At 69.0% G+C, this 16,018-nt stretch carries 14 protein-coding genes; 8 read left to right on the plus strand and 6 right to left on the minus strand.

Annotated features, from left to right (window positions below; all coding sequences use genetic code 11):
• Nucleotides 1–51: 51 nt before the first annotated feature.
• On the minus strand, nucleotides 52–1,392 hold the full coding sequence (locus IVW53_11775) for a beta-lactamase family protein (GenBank protein ID MBF6606249.1): 1,341 nt from the start codon (nucleotides 1,390–1,392) through the stop codon (nucleotides 52–54).
• A gap of 90 nt (nucleotides 1,393–1,482) precedes the next feature.
• Nucleotides 1,483–1,905, minus strand: a complete 423-nt coding sequence (locus IVW53_11780) for a hypothetical protein (protein ID MBF6606250.1) — start codon at nucleotides 1,903–1,905, stop codon at nucleotides 1,483–1,485.
• A gap of 126 nt (nucleotides 1,906–2,031) precedes the next feature.
• Here IVW53_11780 and IVW53_11785 point away from each other — a divergent pair, with 126 nt between their 5' ends.
• Nucleotides 2,032–3,855 (plus strand): diguanylate cyclase, encoded by a 1,824-nt coding sequence (locus IVW53_11785; GenBank protein ID MBF6606251.1) that lies wholly within the window; start codon nucleotides 2,032–2,034, stop codon nucleotides 3,853–3,855.
• A gap of 188 nt (nucleotides 3,856–4,043) precedes the next feature.
• Here IVW53_11785 and IVW53_11790 read toward each other — a convergent pair whose 3' ends face one another.
• Nucleotides 4,044–4,271, minus strand: coding sequence for a hypothetical protein (locus IVW53_11790; GenBank protein MBF6606252.1), 228 nt, complete (start codon nucleotides 4,269–4,271; stop codon nucleotides 4,044–4,046).
• A gap of 28 nt (nucleotides 4,272–4,299) precedes the next feature.
• On the opposite strand from IVW53_11790, the gene IVW53_11795 reads away from it, so the two are divergent.
• Nucleotides 4,300–4,854, plus strand: coding sequence for a cadherin-like domain-containing protein (locus tag IVW53_11795; protein MBF6606253.1), 555 nt, complete (start codon nucleotides 4,300–4,302; stop codon nucleotides 4,852–4,854).
• 114 nt (nucleotides 4,855–4,968) lie between these two features.
• Nucleotides 4,969–6,042, plus strand: coding sequence for a DNA topoisomerase IB (locus tag IVW53_11800; protein ID MBF6606254.1), 1,074 nt, complete (start codon nucleotides 4,969–4,971; stop codon nucleotides 6,040–6,042).
• Between the two features lie 115 nt (nucleotides 6,043–6,157).
• Here IVW53_11800 and IVW53_11805 read toward each other — a convergent pair whose 3' ends face one another.
• Both IVW53_11805 and acs read right to left on the minus strand, forming a co-directional pair.
• On the minus strand, nucleotides 6,158–6,760 hold the full coding sequence (locus IVW53_11805) for an acetate uptake transporter (GenBank protein MBF6606255.1): 603 nt from the start codon (nucleotides 6,758–6,760) through the stop codon (nucleotides 6,158–6,160).
• Between the two features lie 82 nt (nucleotides 6,761–6,842).
• Nucleotides 6,843–8,813 carry an acetate--CoA ligase gene (gene acs, locus IVW53_11810; protein MBF6606256.1) on the minus strand — a complete coding sequence of 657 codons (1,971 nt, stop codon included), beginning with the start codon at nucleotides 8,811–8,813 and terminating at the stop codon, nucleotides 6,843–6,845.
• Between the two features lie 279 nt (nucleotides 8,814–9,092).
• Between acs and IVW53_11815 the strand changes: the two genes are divergently transcribed.
• A complete protein-coding gene (locus tag IVW53_11815; protein MBF6606257.1) occupies nucleotides 9,093–10,430 on the plus strand; it encodes a beta-propeller fold lactonase family protein in 1,338 nt (445 codons plus the stop codon).
• Here IVW53_11815 and IVW53_11820 read toward each other — a convergent pair.
• On the minus strand, nucleotides 10,401–10,868 hold the full coding sequence (locus IVW53_11820; GenBank protein ID MBF6606258.1) for a TIGR03668 family PPOX class F420-dependent oxidoreductase: 468 nt from the start codon (nucleotides 10,866–10,868) through the stop codon (nucleotides 10,401–10,403). The genes IVW53_11815 and IVW53_11820 overlap by 30 nt on opposite strands.
• Nucleotides 10,869–11,055: 187 nt before the next feature.
• On the opposite strand from IVW53_11820, the gene IVW53_11825 reads away from it, so the two are divergent.
• The 4 genes from IVW53_11825 (at nucleotide 11,056) to IVW53_11840 (ending at nucleotide 16,017) form a co-directional block, all read left to right on the plus strand.
• Nucleotides 11,056–11,982 (plus strand): carbohydrate ABC transporter permease, encoded by a 927-nt coding sequence (locus IVW53_11825; protein MBF6606259.1) that lies wholly within the window; start codon nucleotides 11,056–11,058, stop codon nucleotides 11,980–11,982.
• A 25-nt stretch (nucleotides 11,983–12,007) separates the two neighbouring features.
• Nucleotides 12,008–13,453 carry an extracellular solute-binding protein gene (locus IVW53_11830; GenBank protein MBF6606260.1) on the plus strand — a complete coding sequence of 482 codons (1,446 nt, stop codon included), beginning with the start codon at nucleotides 12,008–12,010 and terminating at the stop codon, nucleotides 13,451–13,453.
• A gap of 115 nt (nucleotides 13,454–13,568) precedes the next feature.
• On the plus strand, nucleotides 13,569–14,537 hold the full coding sequence (locus IVW53_11835) for a sugar ABC transporter permease (protein MBF6606261.1): 969 nt from the start codon (nucleotides 13,569–13,571) through the stop codon (nucleotides 14,535–14,537).
• Nucleotides 14,530–16,017: an MmgE/PrpD family protein gene (locus tag IVW53_11840; GenBank protein MBF6606262.1), complete on the plus strand. Its 1,488-nt coding sequence runs from the start codon at nucleotides 14,530–14,532 to the stop codon at nucleotides 16,015–16,017. The genes IVW53_11835 and IVW53_11840 overlap by 8 nt, the downstream gene beginning before the upstream one ends.
• The last annotated feature ends 1 nt before the right edge of the window (nucleotide 16,018 follow it).

The following is a 16,018-nucleotide window of genomic DNA, read 5'->3' on the forward strand; positions in this document are numbered from 1 at the left end:
GAAGGGTCGTGACAGGCCCCGATCAGGCCCGCCGGGCGCTGGAAGTTCGGGCTAGCCTGGCGGGCTCGGCTGAGCCGACGCGGGAGGTGACGGCGTCGGCGGCGGCAACGGGAAGGCGATGGCGAGCAGGGCCGCGGCGAAGACGTCCGGGCTCACCCGGTCCTGGTTCGTCACCACGGCGATGCTGAACCCCGAGTCGGGCAGGTAGCGGATCGATGCCCCGGCACCGATGAGCCGACCGCGGTGGCCGAGGGTGGGTCGGCCGCCGAGTGAGACCTCCTCCACGCCGAGCCCGTACGGCAGCTTCGATCGCGCGCGCAGGCTCTGCGAGTCGTCGAGCATGGCCGCGAGCCCTGCCGGCTGCAGGACCGATCCGCCGTACAGCCGGCGCGCCCAGACGGCGAGGTCGCCGGAGCTCGCCGCGATCGCACCGGCGCTCCCCGCCGCCGTCACCACGGAGGTGAACGGCGAGATCGTCGTGCCGTCGGATTGGCTGACCGTGCGGATGCGCGAACCCCAGCCGAGTACCTGGTAGGAGGTCGCGACGGTCCCGCGCGCCGGCTCGGCACCCTGGACGAAGGTCCTGGCGAGCTGCAACGGATCGAAGAATCGGCGCCGCAGCTCCATCGCGACGGACCTTCCCGTGACCTGCTGCACGATCTGGCCGAGGAGCACGTAGTTCGAGTTCGAGTAGTGCCAGCAGGTTCCGGCGGCGCAGTACGGCGACCGCATGTAACCAAGGGCGCGGGCCGGCGTCCAGACCCGCTGCTTGGCGGCGAGGATCGCCGTGTCGATCGTCGGGTTCGAGAAGAAGTCGTACAGGCCGCTCGTGTGGTCGAGCAACTCGCGGATCGTCACGGTGGCTGGCACGCGGGCCGTCGGCAGCCACCGGACCACCGGATCGTCGAGCGACAGCCGGTTCTCGTCCACGAGCTCGAGAACGAGGGTGGCGAGGAACGTCTTCGAGACGCTGCCGACCGAGAACGCCGTGCCGGCGACGACCGGCACATGGCGCTTGACGTCGGCCCAGCCGTTCACCCCGGTCCAGCTCCGGCCATCCGGCCAGATGATCGTGACCGACACACCCGGCACGTGGTACTGGACGCGGAGAGCGTTGAGGCGAACCTGGAGTGCGTAGGCCGGGATCGGCGTGGGAAGCGGCGTCGGCGTCGGTGCAGGCACCGTGGTGGGGTTCGTCGACGGGGCCGGCGAGGCGCTCTGATCCGCGACCGCGGCGACGGCGCCGGAGGAGAGCATCCGCGGCGGACCGCCCGATCCGATCCCCGCGGCGATGACGGCCGCGAGCGCGACGAGCCCGAGGCCGAGCCAGGTGGCGTGGCGTCGTACGGGGGTCTGGCGGCGTGGGCCTCGGGACGGGCGGGCATGCGCCATGACGACAAGGGTACAGGGTCGCGTTCGACGTGCTCGCCGACGAGGTCCGGGTGCGTCTGGGGGACGTCGGCCGCTCGTCCTCCGACCGGGTCAGGGCAGGAGCGAACCGCGGTCCCGGGCCGCGATCGGGCGCCGGGTGGGCGCCCAGCGCTCGATGGCCTCGGCGTCCCAGACGGGACCGTCCCTGAACGTGACGATCGGCTCCGGAAAGGCGTCGTCACTCCGCCGCACGAACTCCAGAAGCGCCGGGTTGATCCGCAGTTCGCGCGCGATGTCTTCCCGTGACCTGAGGTCGAAGCCGATCAGGGGTGGCTTGGCTCTGGCGCGGCGTTCGATCGCCCGCATGGGTGGATCGCTCCCGACGAACGGCTCCGGGTTGCCTCCGCCGGTGTCGGTCAGGAACGATTCGTTGCGGTACCGGATCACCCAGGCGCCGTCCTGCCGCCCCTCGACGGGATCGAGGAGCAGGTACACGCGAACGAGTCTCGGGTTGATCGCCACGACAGATAGCATGCGCCAGCGCCTCGCTCTGTCAAATCCGACACCCACAGAGGACCATCGATCCACGATCCATCAGCCCGGGCCCCAGGACTATCGATCTATAGGGTGCGGACCATCCGATCGCTACCGTGCCAGCAGATGGTCCGGATCCCGACGGCCGACCAGGCGAACTCGAGGCGCTCACCCGCGTTGCTGGCGCTCGTGTTCGGCGTGTTCCTCTTCATCATCGGCGTCACGGCGACCGGACAGTCCATCCTCGTGTCGTCACACCTGACCACCCAATCGCTCGCGGCGGTCGTCGGCGACGACGCCTCCCTCGTTCGGATCCTCGTCAACAGCACGCTCGTGCCGGCGGATCTCGATCCGGCGACCCTCACGTCCGCGCGCGCCGCCGTGCTCCAGTCGGAGCTGGCGGTGGTCGTGAGTCGGGGGAACCTCCTGCGGCTCGATGTGCGCACGCCAGGCGGTGCGCTCCTGTTCGCGAGCGATGCCTTCGCCGCCTCCGCGACGTCCTCGGCCGACTTCGCGACGGCAGCGGCAGGATCGACCGCCGCGAGCATCGAGCCAGCGACCGATCCGCGGTTCGGTACGTCCCAGATCCTCACGGAATCGCTGCCGATCACCTCCGGCGGGACGGTCCAGGCCGTCCTCACGGTCACCCGCGACGCGGAGCCGGTGCTCGCGAGGATCGGCGCGGCTCGGCAGGAGATCGTCCTCCTCACCCTGTCAGCCGCCGTGGTCGTGGCCGTCATCCTGTACCTGATCTTCCGATCCGCGCACCGTCGACTGCAGCGTCAGACCGTCGCCCTCGTCGAGGCTGCCCGCCGCGACCCTCTCACCGGCCGGCTCAACCATGGCGCCCTCGTCGGCTCGCTCGCCAGCAGCGTCGAGGCCGCTCGGGCGGAGGGAGGAGCGGTCGAAGTCGGGCTCATCGATATCGACAACTTCCGCCTTCTCAACGACACGCACGGGCATGGCGCAGGCGACGCCGCCCTCCTCGAGTTGAGCCGGATCCTCAGCGACTGCGCCCCGGAGGGCTCGATCGTCGGCCGCTATGGACCGGACGAGTACCTCGTGATCTCGAAGCCCGGCGTCGTGGCCGCACTGCGGCCGGCGTTCGATCAGCTCCGATCGACACTGACCGAGGTGAGCATGCGATACGGCGACTCCGAGCAGCTGCCACTGACCATCAGCGCCGGGATCTGTTCGTTCCCGCTCGACGCCGACTCGGTGACGGGCCTCCTCTCGATCGCCGCCATGACCCTCGGCGAGGCGAAGGGCAGCGGCGGGGATGCAATCCGGGTCGCCGAGGCGGCCGGGGCGACGCGCGCCTTCACCAAGAGCTTCGACATCCTCCAGGGGCTCGTGATCGCGATCGACACGAAGGATCGGTACACGAAGCGCCACTCCGAGGACGTGGCGCGCTACGCTGACTTCCTCGCCGACCGACTCGGGCTGGGAGCGGAGCTCCGCCAGGCGATCCATGTCGCTGGGCTGCTCCACGATGTCGGCAAGATCGGCATCCCGGACCAGATCCTGCGCAAGCCTGCAAAGCTCACCGCCGAGGAGCAGGGCGCCGTCCAGCAGCACGTCGCCCTCGGCCACATGATCGTGCGCGACCTGCCCCACCTCGAGCTCGTCAAGGCAGGGATCCGGTTCCATCATGAGCGCTGGGACGGCCGGGGCTATCTCGATCGGCTCGAGGGCGAACAGATCCCGCTGATCGCGCGGCTCCTGGCCGTCGCCGACGCCTTCTCGGCGATGACGACCACCCGCCCCTATCGCAAGGGGATACCGGTCGACGAAGCACTGGTCCGCCTCGAGGACAGCGTCGGCACGCAACTCGATGAGGAGCTCGTTCGGGCGTTCGTGTTGGGGATCCGGACCGCGGAGGATCCTCCGCTGCCGGACATGGACGTCTGGCGCGCCCGGATCTGGACGCCGAATGACCGGGTCGCCTGAATGAGCGGGCCCCGCGACGGCGAACTCCGACGTGCCGGGATGGCGGGACGCCTGGCGATCGTCACCGGCCTCGCCTGGGCCTTGCTGCTCGTGGCACTCCAGCCCGCGATCGCTGTCTCCGATGCCGCCGGTCCTGTGCTCCTTTCGCGCACTGCCGCCGCAAGCCCGTGTGACCAGGGAGTCGGCAATCACTTCGGCAACAAGTGCTCGCCCAGCCCGACGGCGACGGCGAGCCCCACGGCGACGGCAAGCACGACACCGACGCCCAGCTCGACCCCTGGCTCGACGCCCAGCCCGACCCCTGACTCGACGCCCAGCCCGACACCGAGTCCGCGCCCCACGCCACGTCCCACGCCGAGCCTGACGCCGCGTTCATCGGGGAACGCCTCGTCCGTCCCAACGGCCTTTCCAGGCATCTCCGCCGCCCCGTCGTCCGAGGCATCGATGCCCGGACCGCTCCTCGCCCCTCGAACGGCGAGCTTTCGAACTCCCGAAGACACCGAATTGGCGGCCAGCGCCTCCGAGCTCCTTGGCAACGTCTCCTCGGTTGCGGCCGGCGCGCACGTGACGCTGACTTCGGACGTCGGCCATGGACTGCTCCTGCTCGCGCCCGACGGTTCGTTCACGTACCGGCCCGACCAGGGCTACGTCGGGCCGGATTCCTTCCGATACGTGCTGACCCTCGGGGAGCAGACAAGCGCGGCGGCTGAGGTCACGATCGACATCTATCTCGTCGACGCGCCCCCTGCCGGTCCCGCGGGGGGGTTCACGATCGGCTCGATTTCCCGAGGAGGGCCGGGGTCACCGGACGTCACCTTCGGCTCGCTCGGACCGCTCTCGTTCTCCTTCGTGTGGCTCATCCCGAGCCTCGTCGTCTCGGTCCCCGGGCTCCTCCTCATCGTGCTGATCGGAGCACAGATGATGGTCGGCGCCGCATGGCTCCCGATCGTCCGGCGAAACCTCGGTGACTTCGGGTTCGGCTCCCGCCGAGCGACATAGGGCTCGCGGTCCCCGGCACGGTCCGCCGCTCCCGTCGAGGGTTCGGCCATCGTCGCGCCCGCGTACTCATTTCGGGCGAAACCCCGCCGACGTGAACGTGGTATGCATGCCGCGATGGGACGTCGGTCTTCTCCTCCTGGGACGTACCCGGCGGCTGCCGGCGAACACCTGCGGTACTCGAGCGACAGTGACGCGGGGATCGTCCGTCGCCGGGTCGGCCGCGGATTCCGGTACTGGCAGCACGACGAACCTGTCCGGGACCCCTCGGTCCTGGCGAGGATCCGTGGTCTGGCCATACCGCCAGCCTGGCGCGATGTGTGGATCTGCCCTGACCCGCGCGGCCACCTGCAGGCCGTCGGGCGCGATGCTCGAGGACGAAAGCAGTCGCGCTACCACACCGCATGGCGGCGGGGGCGGGACGAGATGAAGTTCAGTCGTCTTGCCGCTTTCGGCCGCGCGTTGCCACGGATCCGGCGCCGTGTGGAGGCCGATCTCGTGCGCCCCGGCCTCTCGAAGGACAAGGTCCTGGCCACCGTCGTGCGGCTCCTCGAGACGACGGCGCTGCGAGTCGGCAATGAGGCGTATGCCCGCTCGAATGGATCGTTCGGCCTCACCACGCTGCGGAATCGGCACGTGACGCTGACCAGCGGAGCGCTTCGCTTCCGCTTCCGGGGCAAGGGTGGGAAGGTCCACGAAGTGGGGGTGCGCGACAGGCGCCTGGCGGGCATCGTGGCGCGGTGCGAGGCGTTGCCCGGGCAGGAGCTCTTCCAGTACATGGACGAAGCGGGCGATCCTCGGCCGATCGAGTCGGCCGACGTGAATGCCTACCTGCGAGCGGCCGCCGGCATCGAAGTCACGGCCAAGGACTTCCGCACGTGGATCGGCACCCTCGTGGCGTTCGACGAACTGCGGCGGCGACCCGGTCAGGCCGCCGAGCGACCGCGCTCGGCGCTCGCGCGATCCGTGGGAGTCGTGGCGGGGGTCCTCGGCAACACCCCGGCGGTCAGTCGCCAGAGCTATGTCGCCCCGGTCGTCGTCGAGGCCTACCTGGACGGCTCACTGCCGCAGGGTCGCCGGCGGCGGGTGGATGCCGCTGGGGGCGGGCCCGGCGCGTTCGGGCGATCCGAGGAGCTGGCTCTCGTTCGCCTTCTCGAGGGGGCGGCCTCGAGGGCGGGGACTGCCTCCTGAGCTGCGCCCGACTGAGTGACCGCGTCAAACCCTTCGAGAAAGACTGGGCGAGTTCTCGAGAAGCGCGAGAGCCGGCCCGACGGGCCGGCTCTCGCTGACAGCACGAGGGAAACGGTCAGCCGGGCAGGACGGTCCGTCCGAACGCCTGGTTGATGATGATCTGCGCGGAGGCGTACCAGGCCGCGATCGCGGTGAGGAGGCCCAGATAGCCGCCGATCTTGGTGATCGAGTCACTGCCCTGATAGGCCCCGATAGCCAGGAACAGGAAGGTGATCCACAGGAGCAGGAACACGAGCATCACCGGACGGGCGTGCTTCAGGGTCGCGATCCACATGTAGAAGGTGAAGATGCCCCAGGCGAGCAGGTAGGTGCCGATCGCGCCTGACGCGTCAGCCGACTTCAGGCTCCCGGCGAAGAACCAGACGAAGGCGGCATAGCTCAACCAGAAGGCTCCGTACGAGCTGAAGGCGGTCGCGCCGAACGTATTGCCGCTCCTGAACTCCCACATGCCCGCCAGCAGCTGTGCGAGGCCGCCGTAGGCGAGTGCGAGAGCGAGCACGACCTCGACCGAGCTGCCACCGATGAGACCGGCGTTCGTCATCGACAGGACGAACGTGGTGAGGGCGAATCCGGCCAGACCGAGCGGTGCCGGATTCGCCTCCCTTATGGCGGCGACCGGGGCGGTGCCGGCCCCCGGTAACGTCTGCGCTTGCGCCACGCTCCGACTCCTTTCGAGTCAGGGTTCGGGTGCGGACCCCGACCACCCCTCCGAGATGCCGATCGGCTCGTCGAACCCGCTGTCAGACGAGCTGTTCCGCCTCACTTGACTGGGCCTTGTCACGGATCGTCTCGACGATGGTCGAGTCCGCGAGCGTCGTCACGTCGCCCAGGGGACGCTGTTCGGCGATGTCCCGCAGCAGCCGGCGCATGATCTTGCCGGAGCGGGTCTTGGGAAGCTCGGGAGTGAACATGATCTGCTTCGGGCGGGCGATGGCCCCGATCTTGCGAGCCACGTGTTCACGCAGCTCGGCCGACAGCGCATCCGACGGCTGGGCTGAGAGCTTGAGGATGACGTAGGCGAAGATCGCCTCGCCCGTAATCGGATCGCTGCGGCCGCAGACGGCGGCCTCTGCCACCGCCGGATGGTCCACGAGCGCGGACTCGACTTCGGTCGTGCTGATCCGGTGTCCCGCGATCTTCATCACGTCGTCGACTCGGCCGAGCAGCCAGAAGTAGCCGTCCTCGTCCACCTTGCAGCCGTCGCCGGCGAAGTAGACGCCGGGGAAGCGGGCCCAGTAGGTGTTGAAGTAGCGCTCGGGATCCTTGTAGATGCCGCGAAGCATGGCGGGCCACGGCCGGGTGAGGACGAGGTAGCCGCCGCCCTTGCCATTGGAGACCTCCGTGCCGTCGGCGTCCACGACCTTGGCGCCGATGCCGGGGAACGGCCGGGTGGCAGAGCCCGGGCGCAGCGTGGTGAGGCCCGGCAGGGCGCTGATGAGGATCATGCCGGTCTCCGTCTGCCACCAGGTGTCGACGACCGGGCAGCGCCCGCCACCGATGTTCCGGTGGTACCAGAGCCACGCCTCGGGGTTGATCGGCTCACCGACCGTCCCGATCAGGCGCAGCGAACTCAGATCGTGCTTGGCCGGCCATTCCTCGCCCTGCTTCATGAAGGCCCGGATGGCGGTCGGCGCGCAGTAGAGGATGTTGACCTTGTACCTGGCGATCATCGACCACCAGCGATCGGGGGTCGGGTATTGTGGCGCGCCCTCGTACATCACGGAGGTGGCGCCGTTGACGAGCGGGCCGTAGACGATGTAGCTGTGCCCGGTGACCCAGCCGACGTCGGCGGCGCACCAGTACACGTCCTCGGGCTTGATGTCGAAGATGAAATGGTGGGTCGTGGCGATGCCGGTCAGGTAGCCGCCGGTGGTGTGCATCACGCCCTTGGGCTTGGCCGTCGTGCCCGAGGTGTGCAGCAGGTAGAGCAGGTGCTCCGAATCGACCTGCACCGGCTCGCACTGCTCGGACTGGCGCTCGACCGTCTCGTGCCACCAGTGGTCGCGGCCTTCGGTCCACGGGATCTCGTGGCCGGTCCGCTTGACGACGAGCACGTTCTTGATGGTCGCCGCCCCGGCACAGGCCTCGTCGACCGGGCCCTTGAGGTCGAGCACCTTGCCGCCTCGCCAGGCACCGTCGCAGGTGATGATGGCGACCGCTTCCGCGTCGATCATGCGGCCCATGACGGCGTCCGCGCTGTAGCCGCCGAAGACGACGACGTGGGCGGCGCCGATCCTCGAGCAGGCGAGCATCGCGATCGGCAGTTCGGGGACCATGCCCATGTAGATGCCGACTCGATCGCCGGTCTTGACGCCCATCTCGAGGAGCGCGTTCGCGCACTTGCTGACCTCGCGCAGGAGGTCGGCGTAGGTCAGGGTCCGGGCGTCGCCCGGCTCGCCCTCCCAGTGGTAGGCAACCTTGGTGCCCAGGCCGCGCTCGACGTGGCGGTCGACACAGTTGTACGAGGCGTTGAGCGTGCCGCCGAGGAACCACTTGGCGTAGGGCAGCTCCCATTCCAGCGTCCGCTCGAAGTCCCGGGACCAGGTCAACCGCTCGCGGGCCATTTGCGCCCAGAAGGCTTCGTAGTCGCGCTCGGCCAGGGCGTACAGCTCGGGTGTCGCATTGGCCCTGGCCGCGAACTCGGCCGGCGGCGGGAACTCGCGGCGCTCGGTCAGGAGCGCCTCGATCTCGGGATTCGGCTGGACGGACATGCACCCACCTCCGCTCGGACTGAGCCGCCAACGTGCGAGCAGCTACTCACGAGTCCGGCAACGCGTGAGATGGGGTTCTCGTCGAGAGGCGTCCGACGCCCGGCGCGAACCTCGTCCCGAACGCTACTTCGTTTCTTTGCATTGTCAAGCACCCATCCACATCCGCGTCGTCGCGCCGGTGTCGCGAACCCGTGGCGGGCTCTCGGACTCGGTTCGCAGCGCGGCGTGTGTGGCCACGAAAATGCCTCTCTGGCTCTGTCGGCGGTATCATCCGCCCACATGCTGCCGGCCTCTCGACCGACCCGCCCGGCCTCCGTTCCTTCCTCCGGAACCCGCCGTCGCGACCTCCGCCTTTGGCTCGCCGGGATCGCTGTCGTCGTCGTCGCCCTCGTCATCGGCCGCGGGGTCGGGATCGTCGGGAGCCCGGTCGCGGCGCCGTCCGCCGTCGCGTCGGGTGCCCCGGACCCCTCGGTCCCGGTGACGGCCGGAGGGGCCGTCCTGTCACCGACCGAGAGTCCCGGAGGCCCCGCCGTGCCCTCCGACGCGGCATCGGGTACGGCCTCTCCGCCGCCGGTCGCCGCGCCAATCGCGTCCCCGACGGCGTCCCCGACCAACGTCTACGCGGGCACCGGCGTTGGGATGCTCTCGCCCGTCGTGGCGGCGTTCCCGCCGCGGGTCTACGTCCCCGACGAGGCGAGCGGCACGGTCAGTGTCATCGACCCACGGACGTACCGGATCGTCGCCCGCTACGCCGTCGGCGCGTCGCCAGAGCACATCACCCCCGACTGGGATCTCCGCCGGCTCTACGTGGAGTCGACGTTCTCCGGCCGCCTCGCGATCATCGATCCGGCCACCGGCCGGCTCATCGGCCGTCGTGATGTGCCCCCGCCGTACAACCTGTACTTCAGCCTCGATGGACGATGGGCCATCGATGTCGTCGACCGGAGCGGAGTCGGCGGCGAGTTTCGACGATCGGCCCAGCTCTACTTCTACGACCGCCGAACGTGGCGGCTCAAGAAGGCACTGATCATTCCGTGGGCCGGTGCGGACCACCTCGACTTCACCGCCGACGGGCGGTACGCGATTCTCAGCACCGAGTACTCCGGCTTCCTCGTCAAGGTCGATGTCGAGCGGATGACGGTCGTGACCGCCCTCTTCCTCGGCGGCAGCCCGACGGACGTCCGGCTCGCCCCGGACGGTCGCGTCGTCTACGTCGCGAACCAGGGCCGCAACGGCGTGTCGATCGTCGACCCGGCGACGATGCGCCAGGTCGCTTTCGTCCCGACCGGCCGCGGTGCCCACGGCCTCGCGATCAGTCGCGATGCCCGCTCGCTGTATGTCACGAACCGTCTGGCAGGGACACTATCCGTCATCGACTTCGCGACGCGGCGGGTCGTCTCCAGCTGGCGGATCGGGGGTAGCCCGGACATGATCTCCGTCTCACCGGACGGGACGCGGCTGTGGATCTCGAATCGCTTCAGCGGGACGGTGTCCGTGGTCGATCCGCGAACGGGTCGGGTCGTGAGGACGATCCGGACCGGTGGTCGCCCGCACGGTCTCATGTACTACCCGCAGCCGGGCAGCCTGTCACTCGGGCACAACGGCAACAACCGCTGAGGCCGACCACCACACCGCCCGCGTCGGTCTGAGACGGATGAGCGGGCAGACTTCGAGGGCGTGGGTTCGGTACTGCCGATACCTCGATCGCAGGGCGCCGACCGCCCGCGCGTGCTCGGGGCCGCCGGGCTCGAGGAGGCTCGCGGTCGCCTCGACGCGGAGCCAGGCGAGCGAGGCCCAATCCTCGTCCCAGCGGTCGACGAGGAGGCTCACCTCCGGCCGGGCGAGGAGGTCACGCACCCGCGCGAGCCCGTGGGGATCTGAGCCCCGTTTCGGCTTCTCGTCGAGCGGCGAATAGAGGACGCCGCCGTCGCCAGCATCGACGATGGCGAAACAGATCGGTACCTGCCTTGGCATACCGCTCGGCGCGATCGTCGCAAGGATCGCGCGGCGCGTTGCGGCGAGGAACGCGATGTGGTCCGCAGGGAGGATCGGCACGGTCCGCCGATCGTACTCGAACGGCTTGACACCGCCGCCCCCATCCTCTACGGTGCGGAACTATCGTGGAAACACCTGTTACTATGCTACACTCGACGTGTAGGTCTCCGCGTTCATTGACCGGCATCGCGTGCCGTGGCGAGTTTGGCCCGGCGGATCGGGGATGGCCGCTGCCGGGAGAGCACGGGTGACAGGCACCACGCCCGTCGGGTCGGTCGCCTTCGGCGCACCCGGCCTCCCCGAGTTCCGGAGCACACGCCGGATCTATCTCGACATCTTCCGACGTCGGATCATCGTGAAGTTCGCGCTCACGGTCATCCTCTGGGCGATCGTCGCCTTCATCTCCCTGCCGCTCCTGTGGGCCGTCCTCACGTCCCTCAAGCCGGACCCGGAGACGATGCATTACCCGCCGACGCTCCTCCCCGCAGCGGCGACCCTCAACAACTACATCCTGCTCTTCCAAGTCCTGCCGTTCGCCCGGTACTTCCTCAACACCGTCCTCATCGCGGGCGCGACCTCGGTCGCGACGATCGTCCTCTCAACGCTCGCGGCCTACGCGATGGCCAGGTTCCGCAATCGGGTCGCCGATTTCGGCGGCCTCGTCGGGCTCGTCGCGTACATGCTGCCGGGCATCCTCGTCGTGGTGCCGGTCTTCACGGTGGCCCACGCGCTCAACGCGCTCGACTCGCCCGTCGCCCTCACCGTCCTCTACATCGCGTACTTCGTGCCCTTCGGGGTCTGGCAGCTCCGGTCGTATTTCGCCGGCCTCCCGCGCGACCTCGAGGACGCCTCGATGGTCGACGGGGCGAGCCGCTTCGAGGCGTTCTACATGGTGGTCCTGCCGCAGGCCCTGCCAGGGATCATCGCGACCGGGATCTTCACCTTCGCCGTGGCATGGAACGAGTACCTCTTCGCCTCGCTTCTCCTGTACACACCGTCGAACCAGACGCTCAGCGCCGGCCTCGCCACCGTGCTGGTCGGGCAGCTGAACCTCTATTCGTGGGGGATCCTCATGGCCGGCTCGACGCTCATGACGCTACCCGTCCTGATCGTCTTCATGTTCGTGCAGCGCCAGCTCGTGGCCGGGTTCAGCAGCGGCGCTGTCAAGGGGTAGGAAGCGAATGAGCGAGGAGGGCTCGATGGACAACGATCAGGGCCGTGAACGCCACGTACCGGCGATCCTGGACCGGCGTCTCAGCCGGCGGCAGGTCCTCGGCGCCGGCGCTGCGGCGGCAGGAGCGGCGTTCCTCGCCGCGTGCTCGACGAGCTCGTCCGCCTCGCAGGCTCCGGCGGGCAGCGCCGGCGCGAGCGCGGGGGGCGGGTTCAACCTCATCAACTTCTTCACGACAGAGGACGACCCGGCCACGCAGGCCGTCGTCACCGCGGCGGCAGAGGCGTTCTCCGGGAAGAACCCGGGTACCGAGATCACTCAGATCCTCATGAGCAACGCCGACCGCGATCAGCGGATCCTCACCGGCCTCAGCGTCGGCCAGGATCTCGGCCTGTTCGAGTGCGGCGCACCGTACCGCGGCCAGTTCATCGACGCGGGCTACCTCTATCCGCTCGACGACCTCATCGCGCAGGTCGGCGCGGACCAGTTCCCGGCCGGCACGCGGTCCATCGTCAACGGCCACGACTACGTCTTTCCGTACGGCGGCGGACCGATCAGTGCCTGGTCGCGATCCGACCGGGTGCCGACCCAGCCCACGAGCTACGCGGACCTCAAGGGCATCGCCCAGCAGAACACGGGCGGCGGCAAGTACGGTCTCGCCCTCGCGTCCGGCGGATTCGGTCCCTTCGACTACGTCTTTCCGCCGATGGTCTGGGCCAATGGCGGCGACTACTTCGACCCACAGGGCAACGTCGTCTTCGACTCACCGCAGGTCGGGCAGGCGATCCAGGACTACGTGGACCTGCTCGCCTTTGCCCCGTCAGGGAACACGAACTGGACGTTCTACTCGCTCATCGACGCGTATCTCAGCGAGCGCGTCGCGATGTCGTTCTATCCGGGTCGGCTCGGCACGAGCATCCCCGGCAAGGCCCCCCAGCTCGAATCGATCACCCAGGTCGAGCCGACGCCGTTCGGGCCGGTGGACGTCCACGAGTGGCGCTGGAGCTATCTCGCCATCGATGCCAAGACGAAGAACCCGGATCTCGCCAAGGCGTTTATCAAGTTCCTGCTCACGGACAAGAACGGCGTCGCCTACGCGAACAGCGTGCCGGGTCAGCTCATCCCCGCCGTCAAGAGCGTCCGCGATGCGGCCCTCGGGGACACGTCCAATGCGTACGTCCAGAAGCACAAGGACTGGCTGACGACCCTGTACGGCCAGATCGACAAGTCCACCGACATCAGCGGCGCGATGGGCGTCATGTCGACCGGTCAGCTCAAGCTGTACAACGGGCTGCCGGCGCCGTGGGCGGCGACCGCCTGGGGCATCAATCCAGTGGACATGCAGATGATGCAGAAGATCGTCCTCGAGAAGATGTCCGTGAAGGACGGCCAGGCCTGGGCGGTGAGCCAGTACAAGGGCATCGTCGCCGACTACAAGACCAAGCATCCGAACTGGAAGCCGTACTCCGGCTAGATCCGATCCGAAGGCGCGCCGTCGCCTCGCGACGGCGCGCCACGACGGCTCGACCCGCAGGGCCGCCCGAGGAGGAGTCCATCGTGTCCGCGTGCGTCGCTCCGGCTGATCGATCGTGACGAGCAGCCCTGCGCCCATCGCGAAGAAGAAGGTCCGCTGGCGGACGACCCGCCGCGGCTACCCATTCCCGCGGCTCGGCCTCCATATCTCGGACTCGCGGCTCGCCCTGGTGCTCATGCTGCCGGCGCTCGTCCTCATGCTCGTCTACGTCGCGTATCCCCTCTGGAGCGTCGTTACGAGCGCATTCCAGCAGTGGGCGACGCTCAACGGGCCCGGGACCTTCGTCGGCCTCGACAACTTCGCCTGGCTGCTCGCGGGCGGCCAGTTCCTGCAGGCATTCGGGCACTCGCTGTACTACACGATCGGCAACATCGTCGCCCAGACGCTGCTCGGGTTCGCGATCGCCCTGCTCCTCCACCAGTCGCTGCCGGGCCGGAACATCGCCCGCGGCGCGATCCTCTTCCCGTTCATCGTGCCGGCGGTCGTGGCGGCCCTCATCTGGGGCTACCTGCTCAACGACCTGACCGGCGTCGTCAACTACGTCCTCATCTCGCTCCACATCATCGACCAGCCGCTCGGCCTGCTCTCCGACCCGGGTGGTGCGATGAACACGGTCATCGCGATCTCCGTCTGGAAGTACATGCCGTTCATGATCATCCTGTTCCTTGCCCGGCTCCAGACCGTACCGGTCGATCTGACGGAGGCGGCCCGCTCCGACGGTGCGAGTCCGATGCAGGTCCTTCGCTTCGTCATCATCCCGTGGATGACGCCGGTCATCATCGTCGCCGTCATGCTCCGGACGATCTGGAGCTTCAACGAGTTCGACATCCCGTTCCTCATGACCCAGGGTGGTCCCGACCAGAGCACGATGATGCTGCCGGTCCTCATCCGGCAGCTCCTCATCGACAACCTCGACCTCGGGAGGGCGGCGGCCGTCTCGGTCGTCATGATCCTGCTCCTCGCGATCTCGGGGGGCGTCTATGCGTACCTGTTCCGCCGCGGAGAGCGAATCCTCGATGAGTGACCTCGCGACCAGCCGACCCGACGCCACCACTCCACGCCCCGCACCCGATCGCGCGTCACACGACGCGACAGGTGCGCCGCTCGAGCCCGGCCCGACCGCCGAGGTCGTCCGCTTTGTCGCCGACCTCCGGTTCGACGATCTCTCGCCGGAGATCCGGGCCGTGGCCCGGCGCCATATCCTCGACAGCCTGGCGGTCATGGTCGCCGGGCACCTCGAGGAGGGGACCGGTCTCGCCCTCCGCCGTGCCGTCGCCTATCGGGGAGTGGAGGAGGCCGCGGTCGTCGGGACCGCCCACCGGCTACCGGCGCCGCTGGCCGCGTTCGTCAACTCGTTCAGCGGCCACGCCCTCGACTACGACGACACGCAGCTCGCGACCCGGCCCGAGTCCGTCTACGGGCTTCTCACCCACCCTTCCGTCCCGGTCCTCGGCGCCGTCCTTGCGGTGGGGGAGACGGCCGACGCTGACGGCCGGGCGCTCCTGACCGCGTTCGTCGCGGGGACGGAGGCGGAATGTCGCATCTCGGATGCGTCGAATCCGGCCCACTACCAGCGCGGCCTTCATTCGTCCGGCACGGTCGGCACGATCGGCGCGGCGCTCGGGTCGGCGAATCTGCTCGGGCTTGACGACGAGGCCACGACGCGCGCGACGTCCATCGCGGCGAGTCAGGCGGCCGGCCTCCGCGAGAATTTCGGGACGATGACGAAGCCGCTCCACGTGGGGCGTGCTGCGCAGCACGGCCTCGAGGCGACGCTCCTCGCCCGGGACGGGTTCACCGCCGCGGCCGGGATCCTGGAGGCGCCGCGCGGCTTCTTCTCGGCGATGGGCGGGACCCCCGCCCTGGAGCTCATCCACGGTCGTCTCGGCGACCCGTGGTTCTACCTCCATCCGGGTGTTTCCATCAAACCGCATCCGGGCGGCTCGCTCACGCACCCCGCGATGGCGGTCATGAGCGACCTCATCGCGCGCCACGACCTCGCCCCGGAGGCGGTCGAGTGGGTTCGGGTCGGGACGAACGCGAACATGCCGAACGCCCTCATCCACCATCGGCCGTGGACCGCCCTCGAGGCGAAGTTCAGCATGGAATTCAGCATGGCGATCCTCCTCCTCCGGCGTCGGGCGGGCATCGCCGAGTACCGCGACGAGGTCGTCCGGGAACCCGACGTGCAGACGATGATCGGCCGCGTCTCGATGGAGGTGGATCCGGTCTGCGAGGCGGCCGGCTACGCGCGGATGCTCAGCCGGATCACGATCGGCCTGAAGGACGGTCGCGAGCTGTTCGCGGAGGGCGACCTCGGTGTCGGTCATCCGGCGAACCCCATGTCCGCCGAGGTGTTCGATGCAAAGGTCCGCGAGTGCCTCGAAACGGCTCTCGAGCCGGCCGCGGCCGCGCGAGTCATCGAGCTCGTCGATGGGATCGAGGCGTTGCCGAGCGTCCGCGACCTGATCGCCGCACTCCAGCCGACCTCCGGACGGTCCTGAC

This window comes from Chloroflexota bacterium (assembly GCA_015478725.1).
GTDB lineage: Bacteria > Chloroflexota > Limnocylindria > Limnocylindrales > CSP1-4 > C-114.

Bases quoted from the DNA above. Each gene is read 5' to 3' on its own strand.
- IVW53_11775 (MBF6606249.1), bottom strand. From the start codon at position 1,392: ATGGCGCATGCCCGCCCGTCCCGAGGCCCACGCCGCCAGACCCCCGTA.
- IVW53_11780 (MBF6606250.1), bottom strand. From the start codon at position 1,905: ATGCTATCTGTCGTGGCGATCAACCCGAGACTCGTTCGCGTGTACCTG.
- IVW53_11785 (MBF6606251.1), top strand. From the start codon at position 2,032: ATGGTCCGGATCCCGACGGCCGACCAGGCGAACTCGAGGCGCTCACCC.
- IVW53_11790 (MBF6606252.1), bottom strand. From the start codon at position 4,271: ATGCCTGGAAAGGCCGTTGGGACGGACGAGGCGTTCCCCGATGAACGC.
- IVW53_11795 (MBF6606253.1), top strand. From the start codon at position 4,300: ATGCCCGGACCGCTCCTCGCCCCTCGAACGGCGAGCTTTCGAACTCCC.
- IVW53_11800 (MBF6606254.1), top strand. From the start codon at position 4,969: ATGGGACGTCGGTCTTCTCCTCCTGGGACGTACCCGGCGGCTGCCGGC.
- acs (MBF6606256.1), bottom strand. From the start codon at position 8,813: ATGTCCGTCCAGCCGAATCCCGAGATCGAGGCGCTCCTGACCGAGCGC.
- IVW53_11815 (MBF6606257.1), top strand. From the start codon at position 9,093: ATGCTGCCGGCCTCTCGACCGACCCGCCCGGCCTCCGTTCCTTCCTCC.
- IVW53_11830 (MBF6606260.1), top strand. From the start codon at position 12,008: ATGGACAACGATCAGGGCCGTGAACGCCACGTACCGGCGATCCTGGAC.
- IVW53_11840 (MBF6606262.1), top strand. From the start codon at position 14,530: ATGAGTGACCTCGCGACCAGCCGACCCGACGCCACCACTCCACGCCCC.